Consider the following 23,508-nt stretch of genomic DNA (forward strand, 5'->3'; position numbering starts at 1 on the left):
AGATAGGACCGTTGTGTTCCCTCGGGGACACAACCTGGGGCGGTAGCCAAGCTGGTTAAGGCATTCGGCTCATAACCGAACGATCGCGGGTTCAAGTCCCGCCCGCCCTACAAGAGTGTTATGCGGTGACGCCGCGCGTGGGTTTGCGCCCGCGGCGTGGGCGCAGTGGCCGCGCCGCGCGTTCGAGGGCGCGACCGGAGGCAAGCTCGGGTCCGACCCGATCGATCCAGGCGAGTGCCGCCTCGGTCTGCGCGGAACGGGCGGCGGCGACAAACGGCAGGGCCGCGGAGGCGGGATCCGTTTCCGACGTGACCTCGGCCCAGGCCGACCACGCGGCGCGGTAGCCCACCAGGAGCGCACGCACGTTCTCGGCGCTACCGGGCAGCGAGGCGGTGATCAACAGTTGATCCTGCATGTCGATCCAGTCCGGGGCCTGCACCTGCTCGGGCTCGGTGGTCCAGGACTCGGCGAGGGCGATGCCCGTGTCGGAGAGTTCGTACAGGGGCAGGGCGTCCTCGGTGAGCCCGGCCGAGCGCAGCAGGCCGGCGGTGAGAAGGCGATCCAGCGTCCCATAGATCTGGCCGACATTGATGCCCGCCCGATGCGGCGCCCGCAGCGTGAGCTCGTCGCGAATCTGCAGCCCGTAGGCGGGGCCGAGGGTCAGGATTGCCAGCAGGGAGCCCTTCACGGACACGTGATGCCTTTCGCTCAAGCGGTTATCTTCTACCGAGTATAGGGAAGACGGCGGCAAAACGCTTGCATCCACTCGACGCATCTGCACATAATGACTGAGACGGGCCGGATTGCCGGGAAATTCGTTTGGGTGCGTAGGGGAAGACGCATCACCACAAACGAAGGGAATCCCGTGTCCATCCAGAACAACGAAAGACTGAGTCGAGGGATGGTGTTCATCCATTCCGCCCCCCGCGCGTTCCGCGCCCATATCGAGTGGGCGGTCGGAGGCGTTATTGGTCATGCGCTGGGCCTCGACTGGATCGACCAGCCCGTTCAGCGCGGTGCGCTGCGCGCCGAGTTTGCCTGGACCGCGGCCCCGGGCACCGGTGCCCGCCTGGCCACGGTCCTGCACACCTGGGAGCAGATGCGCTTCGAGGTGACCGAGGATGCCGGCGCGGGACAGGACGGACACCGCTGGATGTACACACCCGATCAGGGCATGCACTCGGCGCAGACCGATACCGGTGGCAACGTGGTCGTGAGCGAGAACCGGATCCGGCTCGCCCTGGCCGAGGCCATCGATCAGCCGCAGCGTCTGCATGAGCGGATGGACCAGCTACTCGGCACCACCTGGGACCTCGAACTCGACGTGTTCCGTGGCGCGAGCGAGGCCGGCCCGGTCACCTGGCTGCACCGCGTCGGCTAGCCAACCCTCGGCACTGCACGGCACGGATCTCGGTCCTGTTCAGTAGCGGCGCGCATACCAAACAGCGGCCCGCCTCCCGAGGGAGACGAGCCGCCGAATGCGTGTGTCCGAAGACTAGGCCACGTAGGTGCGCAGGGCCACCACGGCGTTGTGTCCGCCGAAGCCGAACGAGTTGGAGATCGCCAGCACGGGCTCATCACCCAGCGGGCGCGGCTCGGTCACGACATCCAGCTCGATGGCCGGGTCCTGGTTGTCCAGGTTGATGGTCGGCGGGATGACCTTCTCGGCCAGCGCCTTGGCGGTGAACGCGGCCTCGATCGCACCGGCACCACCGAGCAGGTGCCCGGTCGACGCCTTGGTTGCGGTCACGGCAATCTCGCCGAGGCGGTCGCCGAAGACGGCGCGCAGGGCGTTGTACTCGGCGATGTCGCCGACCGGAGTCGAGGTGGCGTGAGCGTTGATGTGGCCCACCTCATCCAGCGAGTAGCCGGCGTTCTCCACGGCCGCGCGCATCGCGCGGGCGGCGGCGGTACCCTCGGGGTCCGGAGCGGTGATGTGGTACGCGTCGGAGGTGACGGCGCCACCCAGCAGCTCGGCGTAGATCTTGGCGCCGCGTGCCAGGGCGTGCTCCATGGTCTCCACCACGAGGGCGGCGGCACCCTCACCGAGCACGAAGCCGTCACGGTCCACATCGTAGGGACGCGAGGCGGCGGCCGGCTCATCGTTGCGCTTGGAGAGCGCCTGCATCGCGGCAAACGAGGCCAGCGGCAGCGGGTGGATCGCAGCTTCCGAGCCACCGGCGATCACGACGTCGGCGAGGCCCTGCTGCAGGTGGTCATAGGCGTTGGCCAGGGACTCGGTGCTCGACGCACACGCCGACACCACGGTCCGCTCGCCACCGCGAGCACCCAGGTCCATGCCGATTGCGGCGGCGGGGCCGTTGGGCATGAGCATCGGAACGGTCATCGGGAGTACGCGTCGCGGGCCCTTTTCGCGCAGGGTGTCCCAGGCGTCCAGTAGGGTCCACACGCCACCGATTCCGGTGGCCCAGTCGACCAGCAGGCGCTCGGGGTCAACCTCGGGGGTTCCGGCGTCGGCCCAGGCTTCGCGGGCGGCGGTCAGGGCAAACTGGCTCGACGGGTCGAGGCGCTTGACTTCCTGGCGGGCCAGAACATCCACGGACTTGGTCGCGGCCTGCGCGGCGAAGGTGACCGGCAGACCCAGCTCTTCAACCCAGGGCTGCTCGAGCGGGGAGGCGCCGGACTTGCCGGCAAGAAGGTTGGTCCAGGTTTCGTCGGTGGTACCGCCCAGGGGGCTGGTGATGCCGATACCGGTGACGACGATTCGCTTGGTCATTCGATGAACTCTTTCGTCAAAATAAAACGGGGGGAGTGGGGCAGATCAGGCCCGACCAGTGGCCGGGCCTGAGCAATTCCCGAGGGACTACGCCTGAGCGGAAACGATGAAGCTGACGGCGTCGCCGACGGTCTTCAGGTTCTTAACCTCGTCGTCCGGAATCTTCACGTCGAACTTCTCCTCGGCGTTGACCACGATGGTCATCATCGAGATCGAGTCGATGTCGAGGTCGTCGGTGAACGACTTCTCCAGGGCCACCTGATCGGCGGCGATACCGGTCTCGTCGTTAACCAGTTCAGCCAGGCCGGCGAGTACTTCTTCGGTGGACAGTGCCATTATTTTTTCTCCTTGAATATCGAGTGACCGTCGTACAGTGTATGCGAATCACGGGTGTTTGCGGCAATAACGTGCCGAGATCTACGGAAGTACAACCACCTGCGCGCCAAAAGCGAGGCCGGCACCGAAGCCGATCTGCAGGGCATATCCGCCGGAAAGCTCCGGGTTTTCCTGCAGCAGGCGGTGGGCAGCCAGCGGGATCGAGGCGGCCGAGGTGTTCCCGGTGGTCGCGATATCGCGGGCGATGATCACGGACTCCGGAAGCTTGAGCTGCTTGGCGAACTCATCCACGATGCGCATGTTCGCCTGGTGCGGGATGAAGGCGGCGAGGTCATCGGCGGTGATCCCGGCCACCTCGAGTGCCTCGCGGGCAACCTTGGCCATCTCCCAGACGGCCCAGCGGAAGACCGAGGGGCCCTCCTGGCGCAGGGTCGGCCAGGGTGCCTTGCCGTCGCGGTACTCGATCAGGGTGGCGTTCATGCCCACCTTGTCCGCGTTGGCGCCGTCGGAGCCCCAGACGGTAGCGGCGATACCGGGGTAGTCCGAGGGGCCGATCACGGCCGCACCGGCGCCGTCGCCCAGCAGGAATGAGATGCTGCGATCGGTGGGGTCGATGATGTCGGAGAGCTTTTCGGCGCCGACCACCACGGCGTAGTGGGCGGCACCCGCGCGGATCAGCGCGTCGGCCTGGGCCACCGCATAGGCGTAGCCCGCGCAGGCGGCGTTGAAGTCATAGGCGGCGGCGGGGTTGGCACCGATGCGGTCGGCAACCACGGTGGCCATCGACGGGGTCTGCTGCACGTTGCTGATGGTCGCGATGATCACCAGGTCCACCTGGCCGGGCTCGATCCCGGCGTTGGCGACGGCCTCCATGGCGGCCTCGGTGGCCAGGTCGATCGCCAGGACATCGGCCGAGGCACGGTGGCGGGTGATCACGCCGGTGCGCTGCTGGATCCACTCATCGGAGGAGTTGATCGGCTCGATGATCTCGGAGTTGGGGACAACCAGGTCACCACGGGCGGCACCCATACCCAGAATGCGGGTAAAGGGGACGCCGGTGGACTGGCGAAGCTGGGGACGGGTCATGATGCGTTTCCTTCCGCGTGTGCGGTGAGCAGCTCGACTGCTGCGGCAATATCGCTCGGGGACTTGATGGCGACGGTGGGGACACCCTTGAGGCCGCGACGGGCCAGGCCCACCAGCGCGCCGGCGGGCGCCAGCTCGATCATGCCGGTGATGCCGGCGGCGGCGAAGGACTCCATGCACAGGTCCCAGCGCACCGGGGAGGCGACCTGGGTGACCAGCAGGTCCAGGAAATCCTGGCCCGAGGCGACCTGGCGGCCATCGTTATTGCTCCACAGCGGCAGGGTCGGATCGGCCGGAGTCACGTTCGCGGCGACGTCCTTGAGGACCTCCCGCGCGGACTCCATGTAGCGGGTATGGAAGGCGCCGGCCACCTGCAGCGGGATCACCCGGGCACCGGCGGGCGGGGTCGCGGCGAGGGCCTCAAGCCCATCAAACTCGCCGGCCACGACGATCTGTCCGCGACCGTTGTAGTTGGCGGGGGAGAGTCCCACGGCGGCCGCTGCGGCCTCGACCACCTCGTCGCCGCCACCCAGGACGGCGCTCATGCCGGTGGGGACGGCGGCCGCGGCGGTGGCCATCGCGCGGGCGCGGGCGGCCACGAAGCTCAGGGCATCGGTTTCGCTCAGCACGCCGGAGGCGGCGGCCGCGGCGATCTCGCCCACCGAGTGTCCGGCCACTCCGCCGATGACGGCGTCGGGGGCGGCCTCGCGCAGGGCGTTCAGGGCCAGCAGGCTCGCGGCCACGATCAGCGGCTGGGCGATCGCGGTGTCGCGGATGGTGTCGGCGTCGGACTCGGTGCCGTGGGCGATCAGATCGACCCCGGCGGCCTCGGAGTAGGACGCGAGCAGATCGCGTGCTCCGGGCAGTTCAAGCCAGGGGGTCAGGAAACCGGGGGTCTGGGATCCCTGTCCGGGACATACAAGTACAATCACCCCTCTATCTTGCCAAGGGTTTGGACGCTTTCGGTGTTGACTCTCTTATAAAAAATGGAAATTTGTTTGGCGGAGTCCTACAGACGCGCCGGTGGTTCGTCCTCGCGGGTGAGGCGGTCCACGATTTCACGCACGGTTTCCCGCGTAATTTCGGGCTGAAACGACCGGTGAATGGTGAGGCCCTCCACCGCGGCGTCCAGCGCATAGGTGGTCATCGGGTCAAAGTGGCGACCGATCGCGACGCGACTCTGCGACATCCAGTGTCGGATCACCTCGCGCACCCGCTCGTTTTTCACGCTGAACGCATAGAGCTCGTAGCTCAGGGTCAGGGTCCGCGGCGTCTCCCAGATATCGCCGGTGATGACCTCGACCACGGCCTCGCGAGCCTCCTCGCGGGTGGTGGCCGCATCCATGATCTCCATGTAGCGACGAGAGATGGTGGTGGCCATCAGCATGAAGGCCTCGGTGAGCAGCTCCTCCATGCCGGAGAAGTAGTAGGTCATCGACCCCAGGGGGACCTCGGCCGCCGCGGCGATGCGACGGTGGGTGGTGCCGGCGATGCCGTGCTCGGCGATCACGTCGAGGGTTGCCGCGATGATCTTCTCGCGGCGCTGCGGATCTTTCGGGCGGTGGGCGGTGGCCATCCAGGGTCCTTTGATCGGGGTGTTCCCTGACACTTTACCGCACGTGTCCCTGAGGTGTACGCTTGTACACTTACCGGTGTCCGGTGCGCCACAGCCGCCGTCACCCCGCCACCTCGCCCCACAAGGATTCCCCGATGACCTCCGCCACGACCACTCTCGCGCCCATTTCGCGCGAGCTGGCCCGCCGCCGCCTCGCGCTGCTCTCCTTCTTCTTTATCCCCGGCATCTCGCTGGCCTCCTGGGTGACCCGGACGCCCGCCGTCCGCGACCAGCTCGAGGCGTCGACCGCCCAGATGGGACTGATCCTCTTTGGTTTGTCGATCGGATCGATGGCGGGAATCCTCGGATCCGCCCCGCTGGTGCGTCGACTGGGCACCAAGCCGGTGACCCTGCTGGGTCTGCTGTGCATCGTGGGCGGCGTCGCGCTGATCGGTGGCGGAGTGCTGCTGAGCAGCGGCATCGGTGCGTTTATCGGACTGGCCGTGTTCGGCGCGGGCCAGGGGCTCGCCGAGATCGCGATGAACGTCGAGGGGGCCGAGATCGAACGTCTCTCCGGACGCTCCTTCCTGCCCTACCTGCACGGCGCGTTCTCGCTGGGGACCGTGGTGGGGGCGAGCCTGGGCATCCTGTTCACGGCGATGGACTTCCCGGTGGCGCTGCACCTGGTGATCATTGCGGCGATCTGCCTGCTCCCCATCATCTGGGGTATTCGCTATGTGCCCACCGGGTTCGGGCGTCAGCGTGGAATCACCGAAACCGGGAGTATCGCCACCGTTTATCCGGTGCGTCGCCCGCTGTGGAAGGACCACCGTCTGCTGCTGATCGGCGCGATTGTGCTGGCGATGGCCCTGGCCGAGGGCGCGGCCAATGACTGGCTGCCGCTGCTCATGGTCGACGGTCACGGTTACGATCCCGCCTGGGGCTCGCTGGTGTTCACCGGCTTCGCCCTGGCGATGACGATCGGTCGCTTCACCGGCGGCGCGGTCATCAACCGCTTCGGTCGGGTCGCCGTGGTGCGTGGGAGCGCCCTGGCCGGCGCGATCGGAATCGCCCTGGTGGTCTTCGTGGACAACCCGGTACTCGCCGGAATCGCCGTGTTCTTCTGGGGTCTGGGGGCCTCGCTCGGGTTCCCGCTGACTATCTCCGCCGCCGGCGACACCGGCGAGCCGGGCGAGGACCCGGCGCGCCGGGTGAGTGCGGTCGCGACCACCGGATATATCGCCTTCCTGGTGGGCCCGCCGCTGCTTGGCTTCCTTGGCGAGCACTATGGACTGCGCTCGGCGATGATCGTAGTGCTCGCGGTGGTCGGCGTGGCAATCTTCCTGGCTCCGGCGGTGCGTCCGCGGGCCGATGCCGAGCCCGCACCCGCGCACTAGCGTGTGAACACAGGAGGTCCCGGATCCGACATCAGATCCGGGACCCTGTCTGTTACCCGCCTAACGGAGAGGGCGCTACTCGATTCACGGCGCCTCGCTTCATGGTGTCTCTGTCCATGGCGCCGCGCTCCGCGCTGCCTCTCTTCACGGCGCCTCGCTCTAGAGTGCCTAGCTCCAGAACGCCTGGATTCTCGCGGCCTGCTCGTGGCCGGTCGCGAAGCCCGCCCGGGCAGCTTCCGGACGCAGCCCCGGGTTCATCGCGCTCGACCCAAACAGGTGTTCGGATTCGGCGTCTGGAACGATGACCTCCACCCGGCTGCCGCCCGCACGGAGGGCGTCGACCTGTGCGGCGAGGTGGGTGCCCCAGTCCTCGGGGTGCAGCGAGCGCCCGCCGAAGGGCGAGAGCACCAGCACACGCTCGGCCCCGGCGGCGAGGTCGGCGTTCTCGGCGTTGGCTCGGAAGCCGCCGTCGAGATACGCGTGATCGCCGATCCGATAGGGCAGACCGCTCGCACAGCTCGCCGCGACCGCATCGATCAGGTCCACGCCATCGCCCCGAGAGAACTCTCGGGGGACGCCGGTGTGGGCGTCGAGAGTGGTGAGGAGGATCTTGCGGTCCCGGGGCCAGTGCGCCCGGGGGAGTCGGGTCGCCACGGTGTTGCGCCAGCCACTTGACCAGCTGTCGCCCGAGTCCGCCTCGCGTTCCAGGGCGTGGGTGCCGATGCGGCGGCGGAAGTCCGCAAGGTCGGCCGAGGCGGCGATGGTGCGGGTGAGCGCCTCCAGATGCGAGGTGACCGGACGCGAGCCGTCGGATTGTGAGGTGACCGGGCGCGAGCCGTCCGGTTGTGACGGGCCCGGGCGCATCGGGGGCGCAGCGAGCGCCGCCTCGAAGAGGGCCGCGGGGGAGTCGCCGGTCAGCTGGGCGGCGGCCGTGGCTCCCGCCGAGGTGCCGATCGTGAGGTTGGCCGAGGCGACGTCCAGACCGGTGGACGCAAGCCCGGCGATGACGCCGATCAGCCAGGCGTTACCGGTGGAACCGCCCCCGCCGAGGACAAGCGCGCGATCGATCCGGCGCTGAGAAGATGTGTGTGAGGTGTGCATGGTGAGCCTTTCCCGAAGGATTGCGGGTGCTCTCCCGGACGACCCTGGTCGCCTAGAACCTCGCGCGTGATGGGCGGGAGGCACCCGGTGTGGATACTGCGGACACGGGTATCACCTCCTGTTCGTTCGTCGCGATATCGGTAACAGTACACGGGAAGGGTGCACCACACCAACGCGATTCGCGCGGCGGGTTTGGACCCGGTTGGTGCCCCGCTTGTTCAGGTTCTGACGCAGACCAACGCGGAGACTCCTCACGATGACCACTGATACGGTACAACGCGCATCGCCGTTACGGGGACCGGTTGCATCCGCCCATGTGTTGGTGCGGCGAGACCGAGAGTATCGTGGTCAGCTGAGTGCTTCACTCCGCGCCATCATGGCCGGAACTCCTCCGGAGGCAGTTCGATGACCCGAGTGCGCAGCAACTCCGCCTCGTGGGCCGAAATGGTCAGCGGAGGCAGCCGGGTGATTCGGGGGTAGAGATCACGCCAGGTGTAGACGGCGACCCTGCCGCTAGCGGTAGGCGGGATTGACTCGTTGATCTGGAGCGGATCGGCCAGGTAGACGGGCACGTGCGGCCCCAGGCTCTCGGCCAAGTGGAGGGCCGCGCGGGTCATCTGTAGTCGGGTTCCATAGAGGCCCGTCATCCGGCGCTCGTCCCACCGATTGATGCGACGGGTATGGCGACCGCGACTCCGCACGGGTTCTGCGTTGGGGTCGGGGTCGCAGATCAGCGTGATGATCGCCGAGTCGGGTAGGAAACCCTGGGCCGCATTCACCAGCCAGTTTTCGTGCCGGGTCATCGCCACGAACCGGATCTTATCGCGGGGGACAGTGCGCCGACTGTACCAGTAGTGGAAGCGCACAAAATCGGGTTTGACCATGATGCGCAGAAACAGCGGACGAATCAGCACCCAGAAGAAGACAATCTGAGTAAAGAGGATCGGGCCGGAATCGTCCACAACCTCGTCATCATCGGCGTATTCGGCACCGTTCGTTGGCACATCCCCGGTATCCGTTTCGAAGTACACGTTGGCATAAATCACCACCCACACGATCAACGCGAGCAGAACGGTCCACGCGATGCGGCGCTGTAATCGGCCGGCGACCGGAACTCGGATCGAGCTCCGCGCCGGAGGTTCCTCTCCCACCGCCGGTTAGCGCTTGCGCCGCTGCTCGGGCTCGCCGATCGAGCCGAGGATCAGGGCTGACTGGAGAATCAGTGCCTCGCGGGCCCCGGTGGCGTCCCAGCCGATGACCTCGGAGACGCGCTTCAGGCGGTAGCGCACGGTGTTGGGGTGCACAAAGAGTTCGCGGGCGGTGGCCTCAAGCGAGCGTCCGTTATCCAGGTAGCACCAGAGGGTCAGCACCAGCTCGTTGGAGTGGGCCTGGAGCGGACGGTAGACCTTTTCGATCAGGGTCTGCCGGGCGATCGGGTCGCCGGCCAGCGCGCGCTCGGGCAGCAGATCGTCGGCGGCCACGGGGCGCGGGGCATTGCGCCAGGAGCGGGCCACGGCGAAGCCGGCAAGGGCCGCGCGGGCGCTGCGGGATGCCTCGACCAGGGTGCCCACCTCGGGGCCGAGGACCAGGTGTCCGGCACCAAACATGGGGGCCAGCTGGCTGGCGATTTCAAAGAAGGTTTTGGCCGGAGAGGTGCCGATGGTTTCCTCTTCGGGAATCTGATCGCGCGGCGTGGATCTGCCGATTACCAGGACCAGGCGTCCGCCCTGCACGCCGATCAGAACGTCGGCGGCCATGTGGCGGGCCGCGCGTCGCAGCTGGTCAACATCCAGCTGGGAGGGGGTGGTGCCCACGAGGACCGCAACCTCGCCGTGACCGTGCCAGCCCAGGGCCGCAATGCGGCTGGGGAGCTCGTCGTCGGCCTCGCCCGCGAGGATCGAATCCACCACGAGCGCTTCCAGCCGGGCATCCCAGAGGCCGCGAGCCTCGGCGGCGCGGGCATACACATCGGCCGCGGCAAACGCGATTTCCCGCGAGTACAGCAGGATCGCCTCACGCAGACCCTGTCCACCACTCTTCACCCGATCCTCGACCACCTCTACGGTGATGCGGATCAGCTGAAGGGTTTGTTGCAGGCTGACCGATCGCAGCAGCTCACGCGGAGCCGCCCCGAACACGTCGGCCGCGATCCACGGGGTGGAGCGTGGATCGTCGTACCAGGAGATGAAGGAGGTGATGCCCGCCTGGGCGACGAGGCCAACGGCCGATCGTCGCCCAGGCGGCATCTCCGCATACCAGGGCAGGTCCTCTTCAAGCTTGCCGAGGGTGACCGTGGCCAGCTCGCCGGAAATCCGGCGCAGCCAGGCCAGGGTTTCTGCCTTGGTACGCTCCTTCATCTGTGTCCGAACCGCCTAGGCGTCGCCGCCGGCGTTACCGGTGGTACCGGCGTTGACATCCAGCAGACGGTAGCGCTCGATCGCCTGGCCGACAACGGCCCGGTCGATCTTGCCCTGCTTCGCCAGCTGCTCCAGGGTGCGCACAACCAGCGAGTGGCTGTCGATCTTGAAGTAGCGACGGGCAGCCGCACGGGTATCCGAGAAGCCGAAGTCGTCGGCGCCCAGGGTGGCGTAGTCACCCGGGACGAACTGACGGATCTGGTCGGCGACGGCGTGCATGTAGTCGCTGGTGGCCACGAACGGACCCTCGGCTCCGGAGAGCTTGGTGGTCAGGTAGGGAACCTGGGGCTCCTCGTTCGGGTAGAGGAAGTTGTGCTCCTCGACCGCGAGACCCTCGCGACGCAGCTCCGACCACGAGGTGACCGACCAGACATCGGCGGACACGCCCCAGTCGGTGGCGAGCAGTTCCTGAGCCTCGAGAGCCCAGGGGACCGCCACACCGGAGGCGAGCAGCTGAGCCTTGACTCCGCCTTCGCCGCCATCGCGCAGCTTGTAGATACCCTTCAGCAGGCCATCCACGTCCAGGTTCTCCGGCTCGGCCGGCTGCACGTAGGGCTCGTTGTACACGGTGACGTAGTACATGACGTTGGGGTCTTCGTGGTTTCCGCCGTACATCCGGTCCAGACCATCGCGAACGATGTGGCCGATCTCGTATCCGTAGGCGGGGTCGTAGGACACCACGGCCGGGTTGGTCGACGCGAGCAGCGGCGAGTGACCATCGGCGTGCTGCAGGCCCTCACCGGTCAGGGTGGTACGACCGGCGGTGGCACCCACGATGAATCCGCGAGCCATCGAGTCGCCGGCGGCCCAGATGGCGTCGGCGGTGCGCTGGAATCCGAACATCGAGTAGAACACGTAGAACGGGATCAGTGCCTCGCCCTGAACCGAGTAGGTGGTACCCAGTCCGGTGAAGGCGGCCAGTGCTCCGGCCTCGTTGATACCCACGTGCACGATCTGGCCCTGCGGGGACTCCTTGTAGGCGAGCAGCAGCTCGCGGTCCACGGAGGTGTAGTGCTGACCGTTGGGGTTGTAGATCTTTGCCGACGGGAAGAAGGCATCCATACCGAAGGTACGGGCCTCGTCCGGGATGATCGGGACGATGCGGTTGCCGAAGTCCTTGGAGCGCAGCAGGTCCTTGAGCAGTCGAACAAACGCCATGGTGGTGGCGATCTCCTGCTTGCCCGAACCCTTCTTGGCGATGCGGTAGGCATCGTCCTGGGGCAGGTTGAGCTGGGTGTACTTGCTACGACGCTCGGGCAGGTATCCGCCCAGTGCGCGACGACGCTCGTGCAGGTACTCGATCGCCTCGTCATCGTTACCGGGGTGGTAGTACGGCGGCTGGTAGGGGTTTTCCTCGAGCACCGCGTCGGTGATCGGGATCTGCATGGCGTCGCGGAAGAGCTTGAGGTCTTCCAGCGTCAGCTTCTTCATCTGGTGGGTCGCGTTGCGGCCCTCGAAGGTCGGGCCGAGGCCGTAACCCTTGACGGTCTTGGTGAGGATCACGGTGGGCTGACCCTTGTGCTCGCTCGCCGCCTTGAATGCCGCGTAGACCTTGCGGTAGTCGTGGCCACCGCGCTTGAGGCCCCAGATCTGGTCATCGGAGTAGTTCTCCACCAGTGCCGCGGTCCGCGGGTCACGGCCGAAGAAGTGCTCGCGCACAAACGCACCGGACTCGGCCTTATAGGTCTGGTAGTCACCGTCGGGAGTCTCGTTCATGAGGTTGACGAGGGCGCCCTCGGCGTCCCGGGCCAGCAGGTCATCCCACTCGCGGCCCCAGACGACCTTGATGACGTTCCAGCCGGCGCCACGGAAGTAGCTCTCCAGCTCCTGCATGATCTTGCCGTTACCGCGCACCGGGCCATCCAGGCGCTGCAGGTTGCAGTTGATCACGAAGTTGAGGTTGTCGAGGCCCTCGTTTGCCGCAACCTGCAGCTGACCGCGGCTCTCGACCTCGTCCATCTCACCGTCGCCGAGGAAGGCCCAGACCTGCTGGTCGGAGGCGTCCTTAATGCCGCGGTTGGTCAGGTACTTATTGGCCTGTGCCTGGTAGATCGCGTTGATCGGTCCCAGACCCATCGACACGGTCGGGAACTGCCAGAAGTCCGGCATCAGACGCGGGTGCGGGTAGGAGCTCAGGCCCCCACCGGCGTGCGACTTTTCCTGACGGAAGCCATCCAGCTGATCGGTGGTCAGGCGGCCCTCGAGGAACGCACGTGCGTACGCGCCGGGGGAGGCGTGGCCCTGGTAGAAGATCTGGTCTCCGCCGCCGGCGTGGTCCTGGCCGCGGAAGAAGTGGTTGAAGCCCACCTCATACAGGGTGGCGGCACCCGCGTAGGTGGAGATGTGTCCGCCGACACCGATGCCGGGGCGCTGGGCCCGGTGCACGGTCATCGCGGCGTTCCAGCGGTTCCACGCTCGGTAGCGGCGCTCGATGGCCTCATCACCCGGGTATTCGGGTTCGTTGGCCGGAGCAATCGTGTTGATGTAGTCCGTGGTCGGAACCATCGGGACACCCAGCTGGAGGTCGCGGGAGCGCTTCAACAAGCTCATCATCATGTCACGTCCGCGGGCGGGCCCCTGGGTGTGAACGAGCTGGTCGAGGGACTCCTGCCACTCGGCGGTTTCTTCCGGATCGACGTCAAAGTTGTTGACGGAGTACGGGTCCTGGTCGTTTACAGTCACCGTCGACCTTTCTTTTCATGGCAGATCGTGCCGAACATTTGGTGGGTTTTAGCGCGCGCAGCATTTGGGATACAAAGGTTGTGCACGTTTCCTCCAAGCCTACCGACCCGGAGGGCATTAACGTGATTCGCCCGGCAGGTTTTTTATGCTCGGGTAGTGTGAACGTAGAGTTTCCGCGGCGAACAGAGGGAAAAAGATGCGCAAAATTGGGTCTCCGGCACCGGACTTTGATCTGCGGAACCAGTTTGGCGAAGAGATTCGGCTGAGTGCATTCCGCGACACCCGTCCCGTGGTGCTGGTTTTTGTGCCGCTGGCCTTTTCCGGCGTCTGCACGGGGGAGCTGGATGCGCTACGCGATAACCTGGCCGATTTTGCCGCCGTGAACGCCGAGCTGCTCGTGGTGACCGTGGATTCCAAGTGGGCGCTGCGCACCTGGGCAGATGGTGCCGGCTACACCTTCTCGCTGCTCTCGGACTTCTGGCCGCACGGGGAGATCGCCTCGGCCTACGGGGTGTTTGATCAGTCCCGCGGCGTGGCCGAACGCGCGACCTTTGTGATCGGCACCGACGGCGTCATTCGCGACGCGTTCATTACCGGCCCGGGGGAGCCGCGGGCGATCGAGCGCTACCGCGAGGCGCTGACCACACTGGGATAGCGTGCGGCGCATACCCGCGGTCGCCTCGCGGCTTGGGTTCCGCTTGGAGTTTGCCCGGCAGATGCGATGACGGCGCGCCCGGGCCGGGAGCCGAATTGCCACCGGGCCCCGGGATCCTGCTATTGTAAATCTTGTTGCTACGGCGACGGAGGGCCTTTAGCTCAGCTGGTAGAGCGCCACGTTTACACCGTGGATGTCATCGGTTCGATCCCGGTAGGGCCCACAAACAAGACCGCCACCCAAGAAATTGGGTGGCGGTCTTTTTGGGTGTGCGCTCTTTGGTCGGACCTCGGCGCACCCACATTTAAAATCGCGGGGCAGTCATTCGAGGAAACGAATGACTGCCCCGCAGTGTGGTGAGCCAGTGGCTACCAGGTGGGGTGTACGGCGCCGGGGGAACCGCGGTGGGCGGTGTCGGTGTCGACCTGGTCCATGATGCCGTCGTGGTCGATGTCCACGCCGGGGCTGAGGAATCCGGCCCCGAGGATGTCGAGGTTGGCATTGCCCACGAGGTACATGTCGTAGTCCAGGCGGTTGCTCTGCAGATCGATGAAGTCGGGCTTATCGTCGCCGTCGGTGTTCTTCAGGGTGTAGTTGATCACGCCCGAGTCCGGGAAGGTTTCCAGCACATCGGCCAGGCCGTTGGCACCCACCGGGACATCGGCGTCAATGATGCCGTCGCCGTTCCGGTCGATCTGAGCGATCAGTGCCGGGTCGATGCCCGACTCGAACAGGTCGGGGATGGAGTCGTTATCCGAATCCAGGTCGAGGTAGGCGGAGACCCCGTCGCCCAGACGCCCGATGACGAGGTTGTCGCCCTCAAGATCGTCATTGGTGAAGCGGCCGTCGTTGTTGAGGTCCTCGATCACGTCGGGGATGCCGTCGTTATCCGAATCCGCGTCGCAGCGGTCGACAATCCCGTCGCCGTCGCTATCCAGGGTGTCCGACTTGTCGTTGACCAGCTGGCATCCCGCGGGAGTGGGCGTGGGTGTCGGGGTCGGAGTGGGGTCATTCGGCGGGGTGGGCGAGGTGCTCGGGGTGGCCGAAGCCGAGGGGGTGAGCGACGGAGACGGCGTCGCCGAAGCCGATGCCGGGGCGGATGCACTCGCCGAGGCGCAGGGAACCGCTCCCGAAGCGGCCGTGGCGGGCGGCGCCGATTGGGTGGCCAAACCCAGGGCCAAAAGCAGCGGCAGCGCGATGAGGGCCGCACGTCCCGACCTGGTGTGTCGTGCACGCAGAGCGAGGTAGATGCCAAGGCCTACTACCACCAGTGCCGCGATCAGCACCGGCCAGGAGTCGAAGCCGGTATTAGCTAGACAGTCCATGATGTGTACTTTCTCAAAGGGTCAACAAAAAACTTCGTCCTCTTCCCGAGTGTTTCTGGTGGGGGGGGGATCCGTTAACGCCATCGATGAGTTGAAGTAGTCGGAGACTATGCTCCCCTGGTCGCCCGCACAACCAAATCGCTGACAATGGAGAATAAGTGTTATCTGCCCGAGACGTGCGTCGGAGTCTCGGGCCGCACGCGCCCGGGCCAATTCGGTGGGGGACCCGGACGCGTGCGGGGCTTTATGATGCCGGGCGGAGGATCACGCGGATGGTGCGAGCCTCGGCGCGGAGCGCAAACTCCGGCCAAATATCCGGGCCGCAGGCGCGCGATCCGATCCCCGAGTGCGCGGCATCCAGGGTCAGAAACACCCGGTTCGATCCGGGAAGCTCGTGCCAGTGCGCGGCCCGGGCCAGCTCCTCGGCGCTCCAGCGGGAGAGTCCAAACCCCGGCAGGCGACCCGCCGCATCCGGAAGCGTGGTCAGGTGGAGCCACGGGACGCCGGCGCGGGAGAGGGTGAGGGTGCGCAGATCCGAACGGTGCCCACTCTCCTGCGGGCGGGCATAGCGCACCGTCAACTCGTCCAGCGGTGCCTCGAACGTGCCAACCCGGGCGGCGGTGCGGGAGTCCGGATAGGACTCCAGCGGGCCGGTGCCGAACCAGCGCGCGTGATCCACATCGCCGGGGAGCTCGAGTCGCACCCCGATCCGGGGCAGGGTCAGGTCCCAGGACGAATCCGGGACGATATCCACGCTCAGCAGTACCGCATCGGGCTCACCGGGCACGCGCTCCCACCGGGTTTCCATCCGCATTCCCTCGGGGGAGGAAGGGGCGGCATAGCGTTCCAGGAGTCTTGCGGCATCGGGGGTGTGGGCGCTGCCCACCCGGCGAGCGCGCAGCAGGTGCAGCCGATGGGCCTCCCAGGTGTCCGCATGCGGCGGCGCCTCGATCCCGAGGCCTCGGTCGAGTGTGGGATCGGCGCCGTCGAGGCTGCCCTGGCTCTGCCCGCGATCGTTATCCGTGGGTGCGCGGAACAGCGAGAGGGTCGGACCGGACATCGCGGCACCGGCGAGCGCGCTCAGGCGTCCCCCGGTTAGGATTGCCGGGCCGATGTTCGCGGTGGGTGCCGCGGCTTCCTGCCATCCGATGATGCGTGCACCGGGGGCCGGGGGCATCGGTGCGCCCAGGCGCGTCTGACTGCGCGCGACCACGTGCCCGGCCGGTGCCCAGGCCGTCTCGGCCCGCAGCTCCACGTCCACACCCAGCCAGTGCTCGGTGCCCGGTGCCTCGGCACCCATCTCCGCGATCGCCGCGAGGAGCTCGGGTGGCGCGAGGGCCGCCCAGGTTTCCCCGGCGCTCACCGGCGGGAGCGACCAGGTGCCACCGTCCCTCTCGATTCCGTCCGAGGAGAGCGTCCAGCGCAGCAGCAGGTCCGCGGTGTCCAGGGTGTGGCGGCGGTTGGTCAGGGTGAGGGAGGTGCCGTCGGGGGCGATGTCGACCCGCACCGGGGCAACCACCGCCGCGTACTCGTGCAGTCCAGGGGAGGGGACATCGTCGCTGGAGATCATCCCATCCATCACGAAGCTGCCATCGTGGACCTCCTCGCCGAAGTCGCCGCCGTACCCAAAGTACTCGGTGTCCTCGGGCGTGTGGGTGCGCAGGCCGTGGTCCCGCCACTCCCAGACGAAACCGCCGTGCAGGCGGGGGAAGTCTCGAACCAGGTCCTCGTACTGATCGATCGCGCCGGGCCCATTGCCCATCGCGTGCACGTACTCGCAGTGCAGGAACGGCTTGGCGCGCTGCCGGGCCGCTTCGATCGGGGTGCAGCCGAGGAGCTCGCTCGTGCTGCCGTCGCCGATCGACCGGGTCTCCGGGACCGAGGCATACATCCGCGAGTACACATCGGTGTAGCGTCCCGTGTAGTCGCCCTCATAGTGCACAGAACGCGAGGGATCGCGATGGTGCAGCCAGGTCGACATCTCGGCCAGATTCGCCCCGGTTCCCGCCTCGTTACCCAGAGACCACATGATGATGCTGGCATGGTTTTTATCGCGTTCGAACATGCGTTCGATACGATCCAGGTAGGCCTGGCGCCAGGCCGGATCATCACTCGGGTTGTTCCGCCAGCCGGCGAGTTCAAACCCGTGGGTCTCCAGGTCGTTTTCCAGCATGACCCACAGACCCAGCTCGTCGGCCAGGTCCAGAAGGCGCGGGTGCGGGGGATAGTGGCTGGTGCGGATCGCGTTGACGTTGAAACGCTTCATCCGGATCAGATCCGCCCGCGCATGCGCCTCGTCGAAGACCCGGCCACGATCGGGGTGGGCCTCGTGTCGGTTCATGCCGTGGAAGACCAGGCGGGTGCCGTTGGCCAGGAGCCGGTCGCCGCGGATCTCCACCGTGCGGAACCCGATGCGTTGGGCGATGGTCTCCCCGCGTGCCGAGAGCACCGCCGTATACAGGGTCGGGGATTCGGCCGACCAGGCCGCGGCGGGCACGGAAACCGGCGCGATCTCCCGTGCCGTGTTCCAGGTGATCGCCAGGTTGAGCTCGGGGATGCTGAGGTTGATCGGGAAGGCCGTAGCCTCCGCCCGAATCTCGGGAGTGAGCGTGCCGATGCCCTCGCGCCAGGCGGTGTTCAGCCAGAGGTCTTCGATGCCGCCGACGGGGCGGGCGATGAGGGTCACGTCGCGGAAGATACCCGGCAGCCACCACTGGTCCTGGTCTTCGAGGTAGCTCGCCGCCGACCACTGGTGCACCCGCACCGCCAGCGTGTTTTCGCCCGCGGTCACCAGGTCCGTCACGTCGAGCTCGTGGGCCAGCCGCGATCCCGAGAAGTGTCCCACCTCGATGCCGTTCCACCACACTCGAGCCAGGGACTCCACCCCGTCAAAGCGGAGGATGATCGCCTCGGTTGCCGAGCGATCCAGATAGGACTCGGGCACATCCACACTCAGCCGATAGTCCCCGGTCGGATTCTCATCCGGGACAAACGGGGCATCCAGCGGGAATGGATACTGGACGTTGGTGTAGATCGGGGCACCGTGTGGGCGCTCGCCGAGGACCCAGTGACCGGGAACGGCGATCCGATCCCAGCCCGAGGTTTCAGTCTCGGGCCGGGCGAAGGCATCCACGTGCTCGCCGCGGGGATCGGCCGTGGGCAGCAGGCGGAAGGCCCACACCCCGTTCAGGCTGATGCTCGGGGCGTCGGAGTGGAGCCAGGCGCGGGCGGGGCGGACGCGTCCGCCGAAGGGGGCGCGGTTGGAGACGAGGGCGTGTCCGCTGACAGGGGTGGTGGGGTGGCTCGGGGCGCTGGGCTGGCCTTGGGTGGTGGATGTCATGGGGTGCTCCTTGGCTGGGGCGGATACGAGTCGAGGGCGGATGTGTTGCGGGCGTTTGTCCGCTGAGGCCGTTTGCGGACGAAACGAGGGATCAGGGCGGGCTATTTGATCGACCCCTCGGTCAGGCCCCCACGCCAGAAGCGCTGCAGCACAATCATGGCGATGGCCAGCGGGATGATCGAGAGCAGCACCCCGGCGGTGGTCAGCTCGTAAAACTCCGGCAGCCGGGTGATCTGCGAGTTCCAGTTCTGCAGGCCCAGCGTGACCGGGTAGAGCTTCTCATCGGAGAGCATCACCAGCGGAAGGAAGTAGTTGTTCCAGATCCCGACCAGCTGGAACAGGAACACCGTCACCAGCGCCGGGGTCAGGATGCGCAATCCCACGGTGTGGAAGATGCGCAACTCCCCGGCCCCGTCTAGGCGTGCCGCCTCGATCAGTCCGTCATCGATCGTGGTGCGGGCATAGACCTGGCAGAGGAAAAGACCAAACGGGGAAACCAGCGAGGGCAGCAGGACGGCCCAGGACGTGTTGGCGAGCCCGATCGAGCTGAACAGCAGAAACAGCGGCAGCGCGGTTGCCGTACCCGGCACCAGCACGCCGCCCAGAATTGCCGCGTAGATGGTGTCCCGGCCGCGGAAGGAATACTTGGCCAGCGCGTATCCGCCGGCGGCGGCAATATAGGTGGCGATAATCGCCCCCACCCCGGCATACAGCACCGAGTTCAGCAGCCACCGGCCAAAGATCCCCTCGCCGTAGTCGAAGACCCGGGTGATGTTATCCCACAGGGCCATATGGCCCGAAAACAGCAGACCCGGGGTGGCAAACAGGTCGCTGCTGGTTTTGCTGGCGGCCACGATCACCCAGTACACCGGCACCAGGAAGTAGAGCGCCACCACCACCAGGATTCCGGTGACCAGAATGGTGCGGGCCGGATGAGTGCCCGGGGTGCGTGGGCGTCGGGGAGCGGGTGCCGCGGGACGGGCGGCGGCACCGGAGGCGCGGCGGGTGAGCGGTGTGGCGGTCATTTTGAACCCCGATTCGAGAGGCGCAGGAAGGTGAAGGACAGGGCAAACGCGATCAGGGCGATCAGCACCGCCTGGGCCGCGGCCACGTTGTAGTTGTTATACGCGAAGGCATTGGTATAGGCGGCGAGGTTGGGGGTGTAGCCGCTGTCGATCGCGGTGGAGGACGTTGCCAGTACCTGCGGTTCGGCGAAGAGCTGGAGGGTTCCGATGATCGAAAACACGGTGGTGAGCATCAGGGCCGGACGGATAAGCGGGAGCTGGATACTCCGGGCGATCCGCACCGGACCGGCACCGTCGAGTTTCGCGGCCTCGTAAATGTCCCCGGGGATCGACTTCAGCTGGGCGATCACAATCAGCATGTTGTAGCCGGTGTAGGTCCAGGTGACGATGTTGGCAATCGACCACAGCACCATGCCCGACCCCAGCGGGTCCACCTCGATCCCCACAATCTTGGCGGCATCGATCAGCGGGCTGAGCCCCGGCGTATAGAGGAAGGACCACAGGATCGTGGCGATCACGCCGGGAATTCCATACGGCAGGAAAAACGCCGCCCGAAAAACCCCCGGCCAGCGTGCCGAGGCGGATTCCAGCAGCAGCGCCAGGAGCGTACACAGCGCGATCATGACCGGTACCTGGACGATCCCAAACAGCATCATCCGCCCAATCGAGGTGATGAAGTTAGCGTCACCGAGGGCCTGGGCATAGTTGTTGAACCCGGCAAACACGGTGCTCACCCCCTCCTCGCCAAAGAGGCCGCGCCGCTCGACCCGCTGGAAGCTGGACACGATCGCCATCAGGATCGGCAGGGCAAACGTGAGGATAAACAGCGCCAGGAACGGCCCGATCAGCAGCCACGGCGCCGCCTGGGTGGACCGTCCGGGATTCCCGCGGCGCCGAGATGCGGCCCGTGCGGCTGGTGCGGGAGCGGCAGCGTGGGTGTGTGTGGACATCAGCGGGCCGCCTTCGTGATCGTGAGGCCCTTGTTTTTCATGGCCGTGATGATCTGGTTTTCGGCGTTGCGCAGCCCGTCCACCAGGCTCTGCCCGCCGGCCTTCTTCCGGAACTCGTCGGCGAGGATGTTGTAAGACTGGAAGGTGAGCGGCCACCATTCCCAGTCCGGGTTCTGATCGGCGGCGGCCGGCCGCATGATCTCCTCGTTATAGTTCTGCCCATCAAAAAACGGCACCGGTTGGGTTCGTGCCGCACCGATGTAGTCGGGGGTGGGGGACCAGCCGATCCCCGAGGCAATCTCCGCGTCGATGCCCTCCCGGGAGGAGGTGAGCCAGGTGGCAAACCGCAGCGCCTCATTCGGGTGCTCGGAGTGCGCTAGTACCGCGACGGTGGATCCGCCCAGTGCGCTTGATCCAAACCCCCGGTTAGCCCAGCGCTGCATCGGTGCCACCCGCCATTTTCCCGCTCCGCCGTGCACATCGGCGAGGATGGAGTCGGCCCAGCTGGCGCTGGTCAGGCTGGCGATCTGATCCTTGGCGGCCGCCGCCGACCAGGGCGGGGAGAAGGCACCATACCCGGTGATCAGCAGATCGCGGTCCAGGGCCGAATCAAAAAACCGTGCCACCTCCAGGGTGGCTTCATCCAGCAGGTTGATCTCCCAGCCGCCCGCACCCCGGGTGAACCAGCGCGCCCCGGCCTGGGTCGCGAAGGCGGCAAAGGGGCCCGCGTCGGAGAGGGAGAAGCAGTCGATCCATGCCTTGGCTTTGCGCAGCTCCACCGCGATGTCCGCCCACTGGTCCCAGGTGGTGGGCGCATCGGCCCCCACCCGGTCGAACAGCGGCCGATGATAATAGAGAGCCATCGGGCCCGAGTCCTGGGGAATCCCATAGACGCCGTCGAGATAGCTGACCTGACCCCAGAGCGTGGGGTCATAGCGCGAGCTCAGGGTGTCGGCACCATAGTCGGAGAGGTTGGTGAGTCCGCCGGCCAGCAGAAACTCGGGGATGGTGCGCAGCTCGACGTGGGCGAGATCGGGTCCACCACCGGCGGCGAGAGCCGCGTACATCTTCTGATAGCCGCCGGCATTGCCCTGCGGAATCGGCACCACGTTGACCCGGATGTCGGGATTGTCCCGGTTCCATATGTTGGCCACCTGCTGCATATCCTTGAGCCAGGTCCAGTAGGTCAGGGTGACGCGTTCGCCGGCACGGGCGGCGGGTTTGAGGGCGGCGGCACCGGGTCGGGTGAGCGCCGGGGAGGCGCACCCCGCCAGAAGGGCCGCGCTCAACCCGGCCACGCCGTAGCCGAGGAGTTGCCTGCGGGTGAGTCCTACCATGGTGCCTCCACATCGTCGTGGGTTGGGGTCGAATGGGGTATCCAATTCGGGGGATGCAGCGAGACTAACACTAAAATCGAGCGTACACACGGTTTTGGTTCAAAAAACTTTTGCGAGGGCTGTACCATGGGGGTCATGACTGTCCCGAAGAAGCGTGGTCCGCGCGGCCCGTACGCCAAGAGTGCCGAGCGACGCAATCAGATTCTGGCCGCCGCCGCCTGGGTATTCACCGCGCGCGGGTACCGTTCCGGCAGCCTCCAGGAGATCGCGGATCGTGCGGAGATGGGGCAGTCCAGCCTCCTGCACCACTTTCCCACGAAGGAGGCCCTTCTGCGTGCAGTGCTGCACGATCGGGATGAGCGTGGCGACGACCTGGTGGGCGACTCGGACATCGTGACCATGGTGGTGGATCTTGCCCGTGCCAATGAGGACAATCCCGACCCCGTCGCCCTCTACGCGGTCCTGGTGGGGGAGGCGACCACCCACGATCACCCGGCGCGCGAATACTTCCGCGACCGCTTCGTCCGGGTGCGCGACCGCTATGCGCGGGCGCTGCGTCGCCACGCCGCCGCCGGCGAGCTGCGCCCGGGCGTGGACCCCGAGCTCGCGGCGACCGCCCTGGTGGCGCTGTGGGACGGCATCCAGCAGGAGTGGCTGATCGAGGTCCCCGGGGCCAGCGTGCCCGAGACCATGCGTGCATTCCTCGCGCTGCTCTTTACCGATGAGGCGCTGCCGGACTCGCTGCGCGCCTAGTGTGGACCAAATGCAAACGCACCCCGGGATTCCGGGGTGCGTTTGTGTTTTCGTGCCTAGTAGGCGACGGTGAAGCGGGCGCGCTTGTGGGTGGGGGTGACTACCTCATCCACGATCGCCTGGGCGAAGTCGGCCCCGGAGATCTCCGACTTGCCGTCCGCGTCGACCAGCAGGATGTCGCCGCCCACGCGGAAGTTGCCGGTCTTCTCACCCTCGGCCCAGGCGCCGAAGCCGCCGGCCGGGCTGACATAGAACCAGTCCAGGGTCTCGGGGGTGGTGCGCAGGTGCTCCAGCGCCTCGCCCATCTCGAAGGCCTCGGGCTTGACGGCCTCGGGGAAATCGGGGGTGTCCACCACGCGCGGTCCACCCGGGGCAACCAGGAGCGATCCGGCGCCACCCACGACACCCACGCGCACGTTTGCGGCTTCGGCCTCGGCGGCCAGCTTCGCGATCAGCGGGGCAACCTTCCCTTCCTGACCGCCACGCGGGGAGAGGGCAACCACAACGGCGTCGGCGCCCGAGAGGGCCGAGGTCAGGGTGGCGGGATCCTGAACATCGCCGGTCACATAGTCCACGCCCTCGATCGGGGACTCGGGCAGGCTGCGGGAGAAGGCGCGCACCGACAGTCCACGCGCAATCGCCTCGCGGGCAATGTGGGATCCGGCGTATCCGGTGCCGCCGAGGATGGAGATCTGAGTCATTGTGTGTCCTTTCAGTGTGCGTACCCCGTATTCGGCGTCGCATTAGTTACGATAAGAGAGTAAAGCGACTGTGTGAAGTAGGCACTTTGCGGTAACCATGCATTTTCGGCG

General features: G+C 66.7%; 20 protein-coding genes and 2 tRNA genes. 6 read left to right on the forward strand and 16 right to left on the reverse strand.

Features of this window, described 5'->3' with window-relative positions:
- Positions 1 to 36 precede the first annotated feature (36 nt).
- Positions 37 to 110, forward strand: a tRNA-Ile gene (locus C7C57_RS07660).
- A gap of 8 nt (positions 111 to 118) precedes the next feature.
- Here the strand turns inward: C7C57_RS07660 and C7C57_RS07665 are convergent.
- Entirely contained in the window at positions 119 to 712 is a 594-nt protein-coding gene (locus C7C57_RS07665; protein ID WP_187978178.1) for a PadR family transcriptional regulator, read from the reverse strand.
- A 189-nt stretch (positions 713 to 901) separates the two neighbouring features.
- On the opposite strand from C7C57_RS07665, the gene C7C57_RS07670 reads away from it, so the two are divergent.
- Entirely contained in the window at positions 902 to 1,381 is a 480-nt protein-coding gene (locus C7C57_RS07670; protein WP_030143646.1) for a DUF3145 domain-containing protein, read from the forward strand.
- Between the two features lie 114 nt (positions 1,382 to 1,495).
- Here the strand turns inward: C7C57_RS07670 and C7C57_RS07675 are convergent, their stop codons facing one another.
- The 5 genes from C7C57_RS07675 to C7C57_RS07695 form a co-directional block, all read right to left on the reverse strand.
- Positions 1,496 to 2,737 carry a beta-ketoacyl synthase gene (locus C7C57_RS07675; RefSeq protein WP_187978179.1) on the reverse strand — a complete coding sequence of 414 codons (1,242 nt, stop codon included), beginning with the start codon at positions 2,735 to 2,737 and terminating at the stop codon, positions 1,496 to 1,498.
- An 87-nt stretch (positions 2,738 to 2,824) separates the two neighbouring features.
- Complete coding sequence (locus C7C57_RS07680; RefSeq protein ID WP_030143644.1) at positions 2,825 to 3,073, reverse strand: acyl carrier protein; 249 nt, start codon at positions 3,071 to 3,073, stop codon at positions 2,825 to 2,827.
- Between the two features lie 81 nt (positions 3,074 to 3,154).
- A complete protein-coding gene (locus C7C57_RS07685) occupies positions 3,155 to 4,159 on the reverse strand; it encodes a beta-ketoacyl-ACP synthase III (RefSeq protein ID WP_187978180.1) in 1,005 nt (334 codons plus the stop codon).
- A complete protein-coding gene (locus C7C57_RS07690) occupies positions 4,156 to 5,091 on the reverse strand; it encodes an ACP S-malonyltransferase (protein WP_187978181.1) in 936 nt (311 codons plus the stop codon). The genes C7C57_RS07685 and C7C57_RS07690 overlap by 4 nt, the downstream gene beginning before the upstream one ends.
- Positions 5,092 to 5,168: 77 nt before the next feature.
- On the reverse strand, positions 5,169 to 5,735 hold the full coding sequence (locus C7C57_RS07695) for a TetR/AcrR family transcriptional regulator (RefSeq protein WP_187978182.1): 567 nt from the start codon (positions 5,733 to 5,735) through the stop codon (positions 5,169 to 5,171).
- Positions 5,736 to 5,818: 83 nt separating this feature from the next.
- Here C7C57_RS07695 and C7C57_RS07700 point away from each other — a divergent pair, with 83 nt between their 5' ends.
- Positions 5,819 to 7,111: an MFS transporter gene (locus tag C7C57_RS07700; RefSeq protein WP_370581448.1), complete on the forward strand. Its 1,293-nt coding sequence runs from the start codon at positions 5,819 to 5,821 to the stop codon at positions 7,109 to 7,111.
- Between the two features lie 168 nt (positions 7,112 to 7,279).
- On the opposite strand, the gene C7C57_RS07705 is transcribed toward C7C57_RS07700, so the two are convergent.
- The 4 genes from C7C57_RS07705 to aceE all read right to left on the reverse strand — a co-directional run bounded on the left by C7C57_RS07705 (position 7,280) and on the right by aceE (position 13,311).
- A complete protein-coding gene (locus C7C57_RS07705) occupies positions 7,280 to 8,212 on the reverse strand; it encodes a patatin-like phospholipase family protein (protein ID WP_187978184.1) in 933 nt (310 codons plus the stop codon).
- Between the two features lie 374 nt (positions 8,213 to 8,586).
- Complete coding sequence (locus C7C57_RS07710; RefSeq protein ID WP_187978185.1) at positions 8,587 to 9,216, reverse strand: hypothetical protein; 630 nt, start codon at positions 9,214 to 9,216, stop codon at positions 8,587 to 8,589.
- Positions 9,217 to 9,369: 153 nt separating this feature from the next.
- Positions 9,370 to 10,569 (reverse strand): CdaR family transcriptional regulator, encoded by a 1,200-nt coding sequence (locus tag C7C57_RS07715; RefSeq protein WP_030143638.1) that lies wholly within the window; start codon positions 10,567 to 10,569, stop codon positions 9,370 to 9,372.
- 15 nt (positions 10,570 to 10,584) lie between these two features.
- Positions 10,585 to 13,311 carry a pyruvate dehydrogenase (acetyl-transferring), homodimeric type gene (aceE, locus tag C7C57_RS07720; protein WP_187978186.1) on the reverse strand — a complete coding sequence of 909 codons (2,727 nt, stop codon included), beginning with the start codon at positions 13,309 to 13,311 and terminating at the stop codon, positions 10,585 to 10,587.
- 196 nt (positions 13,312 to 13,507) lie between these two features.
- Between aceE and C7C57_RS07725 the strand changes: the two genes are divergently transcribed.
- Together C7C57_RS07725 and C7C57_RS07730 are read left to right on the forward strand one after the other, a co-directional pair.
- A complete protein-coding gene (locus tag C7C57_RS07725; protein WP_187978187.1) occupies positions 13,508 to 13,966 on the forward strand; it encodes a peroxiredoxin in 459 nt (152 codons plus the stop codon).
- Positions 13,967 to 14,116: 150 nt separating this feature from the next.
- Positions 14,117 to 14,189 (forward strand) — tRNA-Val (locus C7C57_RS07730).
- Positions 14,190 to 14,334: 145 nt separating this feature from the next.
- On the opposite strand, the gene C7C57_RS07735 is transcribed toward C7C57_RS07730, so the two are convergent.
- From C7C57_RS07735 to C7C57_RS07755, 5 genes are all read right to left on the reverse strand, one after another.
- Positions 14,335 to 15,291 carry a hypothetical protein gene (locus tag C7C57_RS07735; RefSeq protein WP_187978188.1) on the reverse strand — a complete coding sequence of 319 codons (957 nt, stop codon included), beginning with the start codon at positions 15,289 to 15,291 and terminating at the stop codon, positions 14,335 to 14,337.
- A 244-nt stretch (positions 15,292 to 15,535) separates the two neighbouring features.
- The gene (locus tag C7C57_RS07740) at positions 15,536 to 18,631 is read right to left on the reverse strand and encodes a glycoside hydrolase family 2 TIM barrel-domain containing protein (RefSeq protein WP_187978189.1); all 3,096 of its coding nucleotides are present in this window, start codon (positions 18,629 to 18,631) and stop codon (positions 15,536 to 15,538) included.
- Positions 18,632 to 18,732: 101 nt separating this feature from the next.
- On the reverse strand, positions 18,733 to 19,656 hold the full coding sequence (locus tag C7C57_RS07745; RefSeq protein WP_187978190.1) for a carbohydrate ABC transporter permease: 924 nt from the start codon (positions 19,654 to 19,656) through the stop codon (positions 18,733 to 18,735).
- Positions 19,653 to 20,606 (reverse strand): carbohydrate ABC transporter permease, encoded by a 954-nt coding sequence (locus C7C57_RS07750; protein WP_187978191.1) that lies wholly within the window; start codon positions 20,604 to 20,606, stop codon positions 19,653 to 19,655. The genes C7C57_RS07745 and C7C57_RS07750 overlap by 4 nt, the downstream gene beginning before the upstream one ends.
- Positions 20,606 to 21,943, reverse strand: coding sequence for an extracellular solute-binding protein (locus C7C57_RS07755; RefSeq protein ID WP_187978192.1), 1,338 nt, complete (start codon positions 21,941 to 21,943; stop codon positions 20,606 to 20,608). The genes C7C57_RS07750 and C7C57_RS07755 overlap by 1 nt, the downstream gene beginning before the upstream one ends.
- A 135-nt stretch (positions 21,944 to 22,078) precedes the next feature.
- On the opposite strand from C7C57_RS07755, the gene C7C57_RS07760 reads away from it, so the two are divergent.
- Entirely contained in the window at positions 22,079 to 22,696 is a 618-nt protein-coding gene (locus tag C7C57_RS07760; RefSeq protein WP_030143630.1) for a TetR/AcrR family transcriptional regulator, read from the forward strand.
- Between the two features lie 56 nt (positions 22,697 to 22,752).
- Here the strand turns inward: C7C57_RS07760 and C7C57_RS07765 are convergent, their stop codons facing one another.
- Positions 22,753 to 23,397: an NAD(P)-dependent oxidoreductase gene (locus C7C57_RS07765; protein WP_187978193.1), complete on the reverse strand. Its 645-nt coding sequence runs from the start codon at positions 23,395 to 23,397 to the stop codon at positions 22,753 to 22,755.
- Positions 23,398 to 23,508: the final 111 nt, after the last annotated feature.

It is taken from the genome of Mycetocola sp. JXN-3 (assembly GCF_014522285.1).
Taxonomy (GTDB): domain Bacteria; phylum Actinomycetota; class Actinomycetes; order Actinomycetales; family Microbacteriaceae; genus Mycetocola; species Mycetocola saprophilus.

Coding starts and splice junctions, on each gene's coding strand:
- C7C57_RS07750 (WP_187978191.1), bottom strand. CDS start 20,606: ATGTCCACACACACCCACGCTGCCGCTCCCGCACCAGCCGCACGGGCC.
- C7C57_RS07765 (WP_187978193.1), bottom strand. CDS start 23,397: ATGACTCAGATCTCCATCCTCGGCGGCACCGGATACGCCGGATCCCAC.
- C7C57_RS07670 (WP_030143646.1), top strand. CDS start 902: ATGGTGTTCATCCATTCCGCCCCCCGCGCGTTCCGCGCCCATATCGAG.
- C7C57_RS07735 (WP_187978188.1), bottom strand. CDS start 15,291: ATGGACTGTCTAGCTAATACCGGCTTCGACTCCTGGCCGGTGCTGATC.
- C7C57_RS07745 (WP_187978190.1), bottom strand. CDS start 19,656: ATGACCGCCACACCGCTCACCCGCCGCGCCTCCGGTGCCGCCGCCCGT.
- C7C57_RS07755 (WP_187978192.1), bottom strand. CDS start 21,943: ATGGTAGGACTCACCCGCAGGCAACTCCTCGGCTACGGCGTGGCCGGG.
- C7C57_RS07685 (WP_187978180.1), bottom strand. CDS start 4,159: ATGACCCGTCCCCAGCTTCGCCAGTCCACCGGCGTCCCCTTTACCCGC.
- C7C57_RS07680 (WP_030143644.1), bottom strand. CDS start 3,073: ATGGCACTGTCCACCGAAGAAGTACTCGCCGGCCTGGCTGAACTGGTT.
- C7C57_RS07695 (WP_187978182.1), bottom strand. CDS start 5,735: ATGGCCACCGCCCACCGCCCGAAAGATCCGCAGCGCCGCGAGAAGATC.
- C7C57_RS07725 (WP_187978187.1), top strand. CDS start 13,508: ATGCGCAAAATTGGGTCTCCGGCACCGGACTTTGATCTGCGGAACCAG.
- C7C57_RS07760 (WP_030143630.1), top strand. CDS start 22,079: ATGACTGTCCCGAAGAAGCGTGGTCCGCGCGGCCCGTACGCCAAGAGT.
- C7C57_RS07675 (WP_187978179.1), bottom strand. CDS start 2,737: ATGACCAAGCGAATCGTCGTCACCGGTATCGGCATCACCAGCCCCCTG.
- C7C57_RS07740 (WP_187978189.1), bottom strand. CDS start 18,631: ATGACATCCACCACCCAAGGCCAGCCCAGCGCCCCGAGCCACCCCACC.
- C7C57_RS07715 (WP_030143638.1), bottom strand. CDS start 10,569: ATGAAGGAGCGTACCAAGGCAGAAACCCTGGCCTGGCTGCGCCGGATT.
- C7C57_RS07705 (WP_187978184.1), bottom strand. CDS start 8,212: ATGCACACCTCACACACATCTTCTCAGCGCCGGATCGATCGCGCGCTT.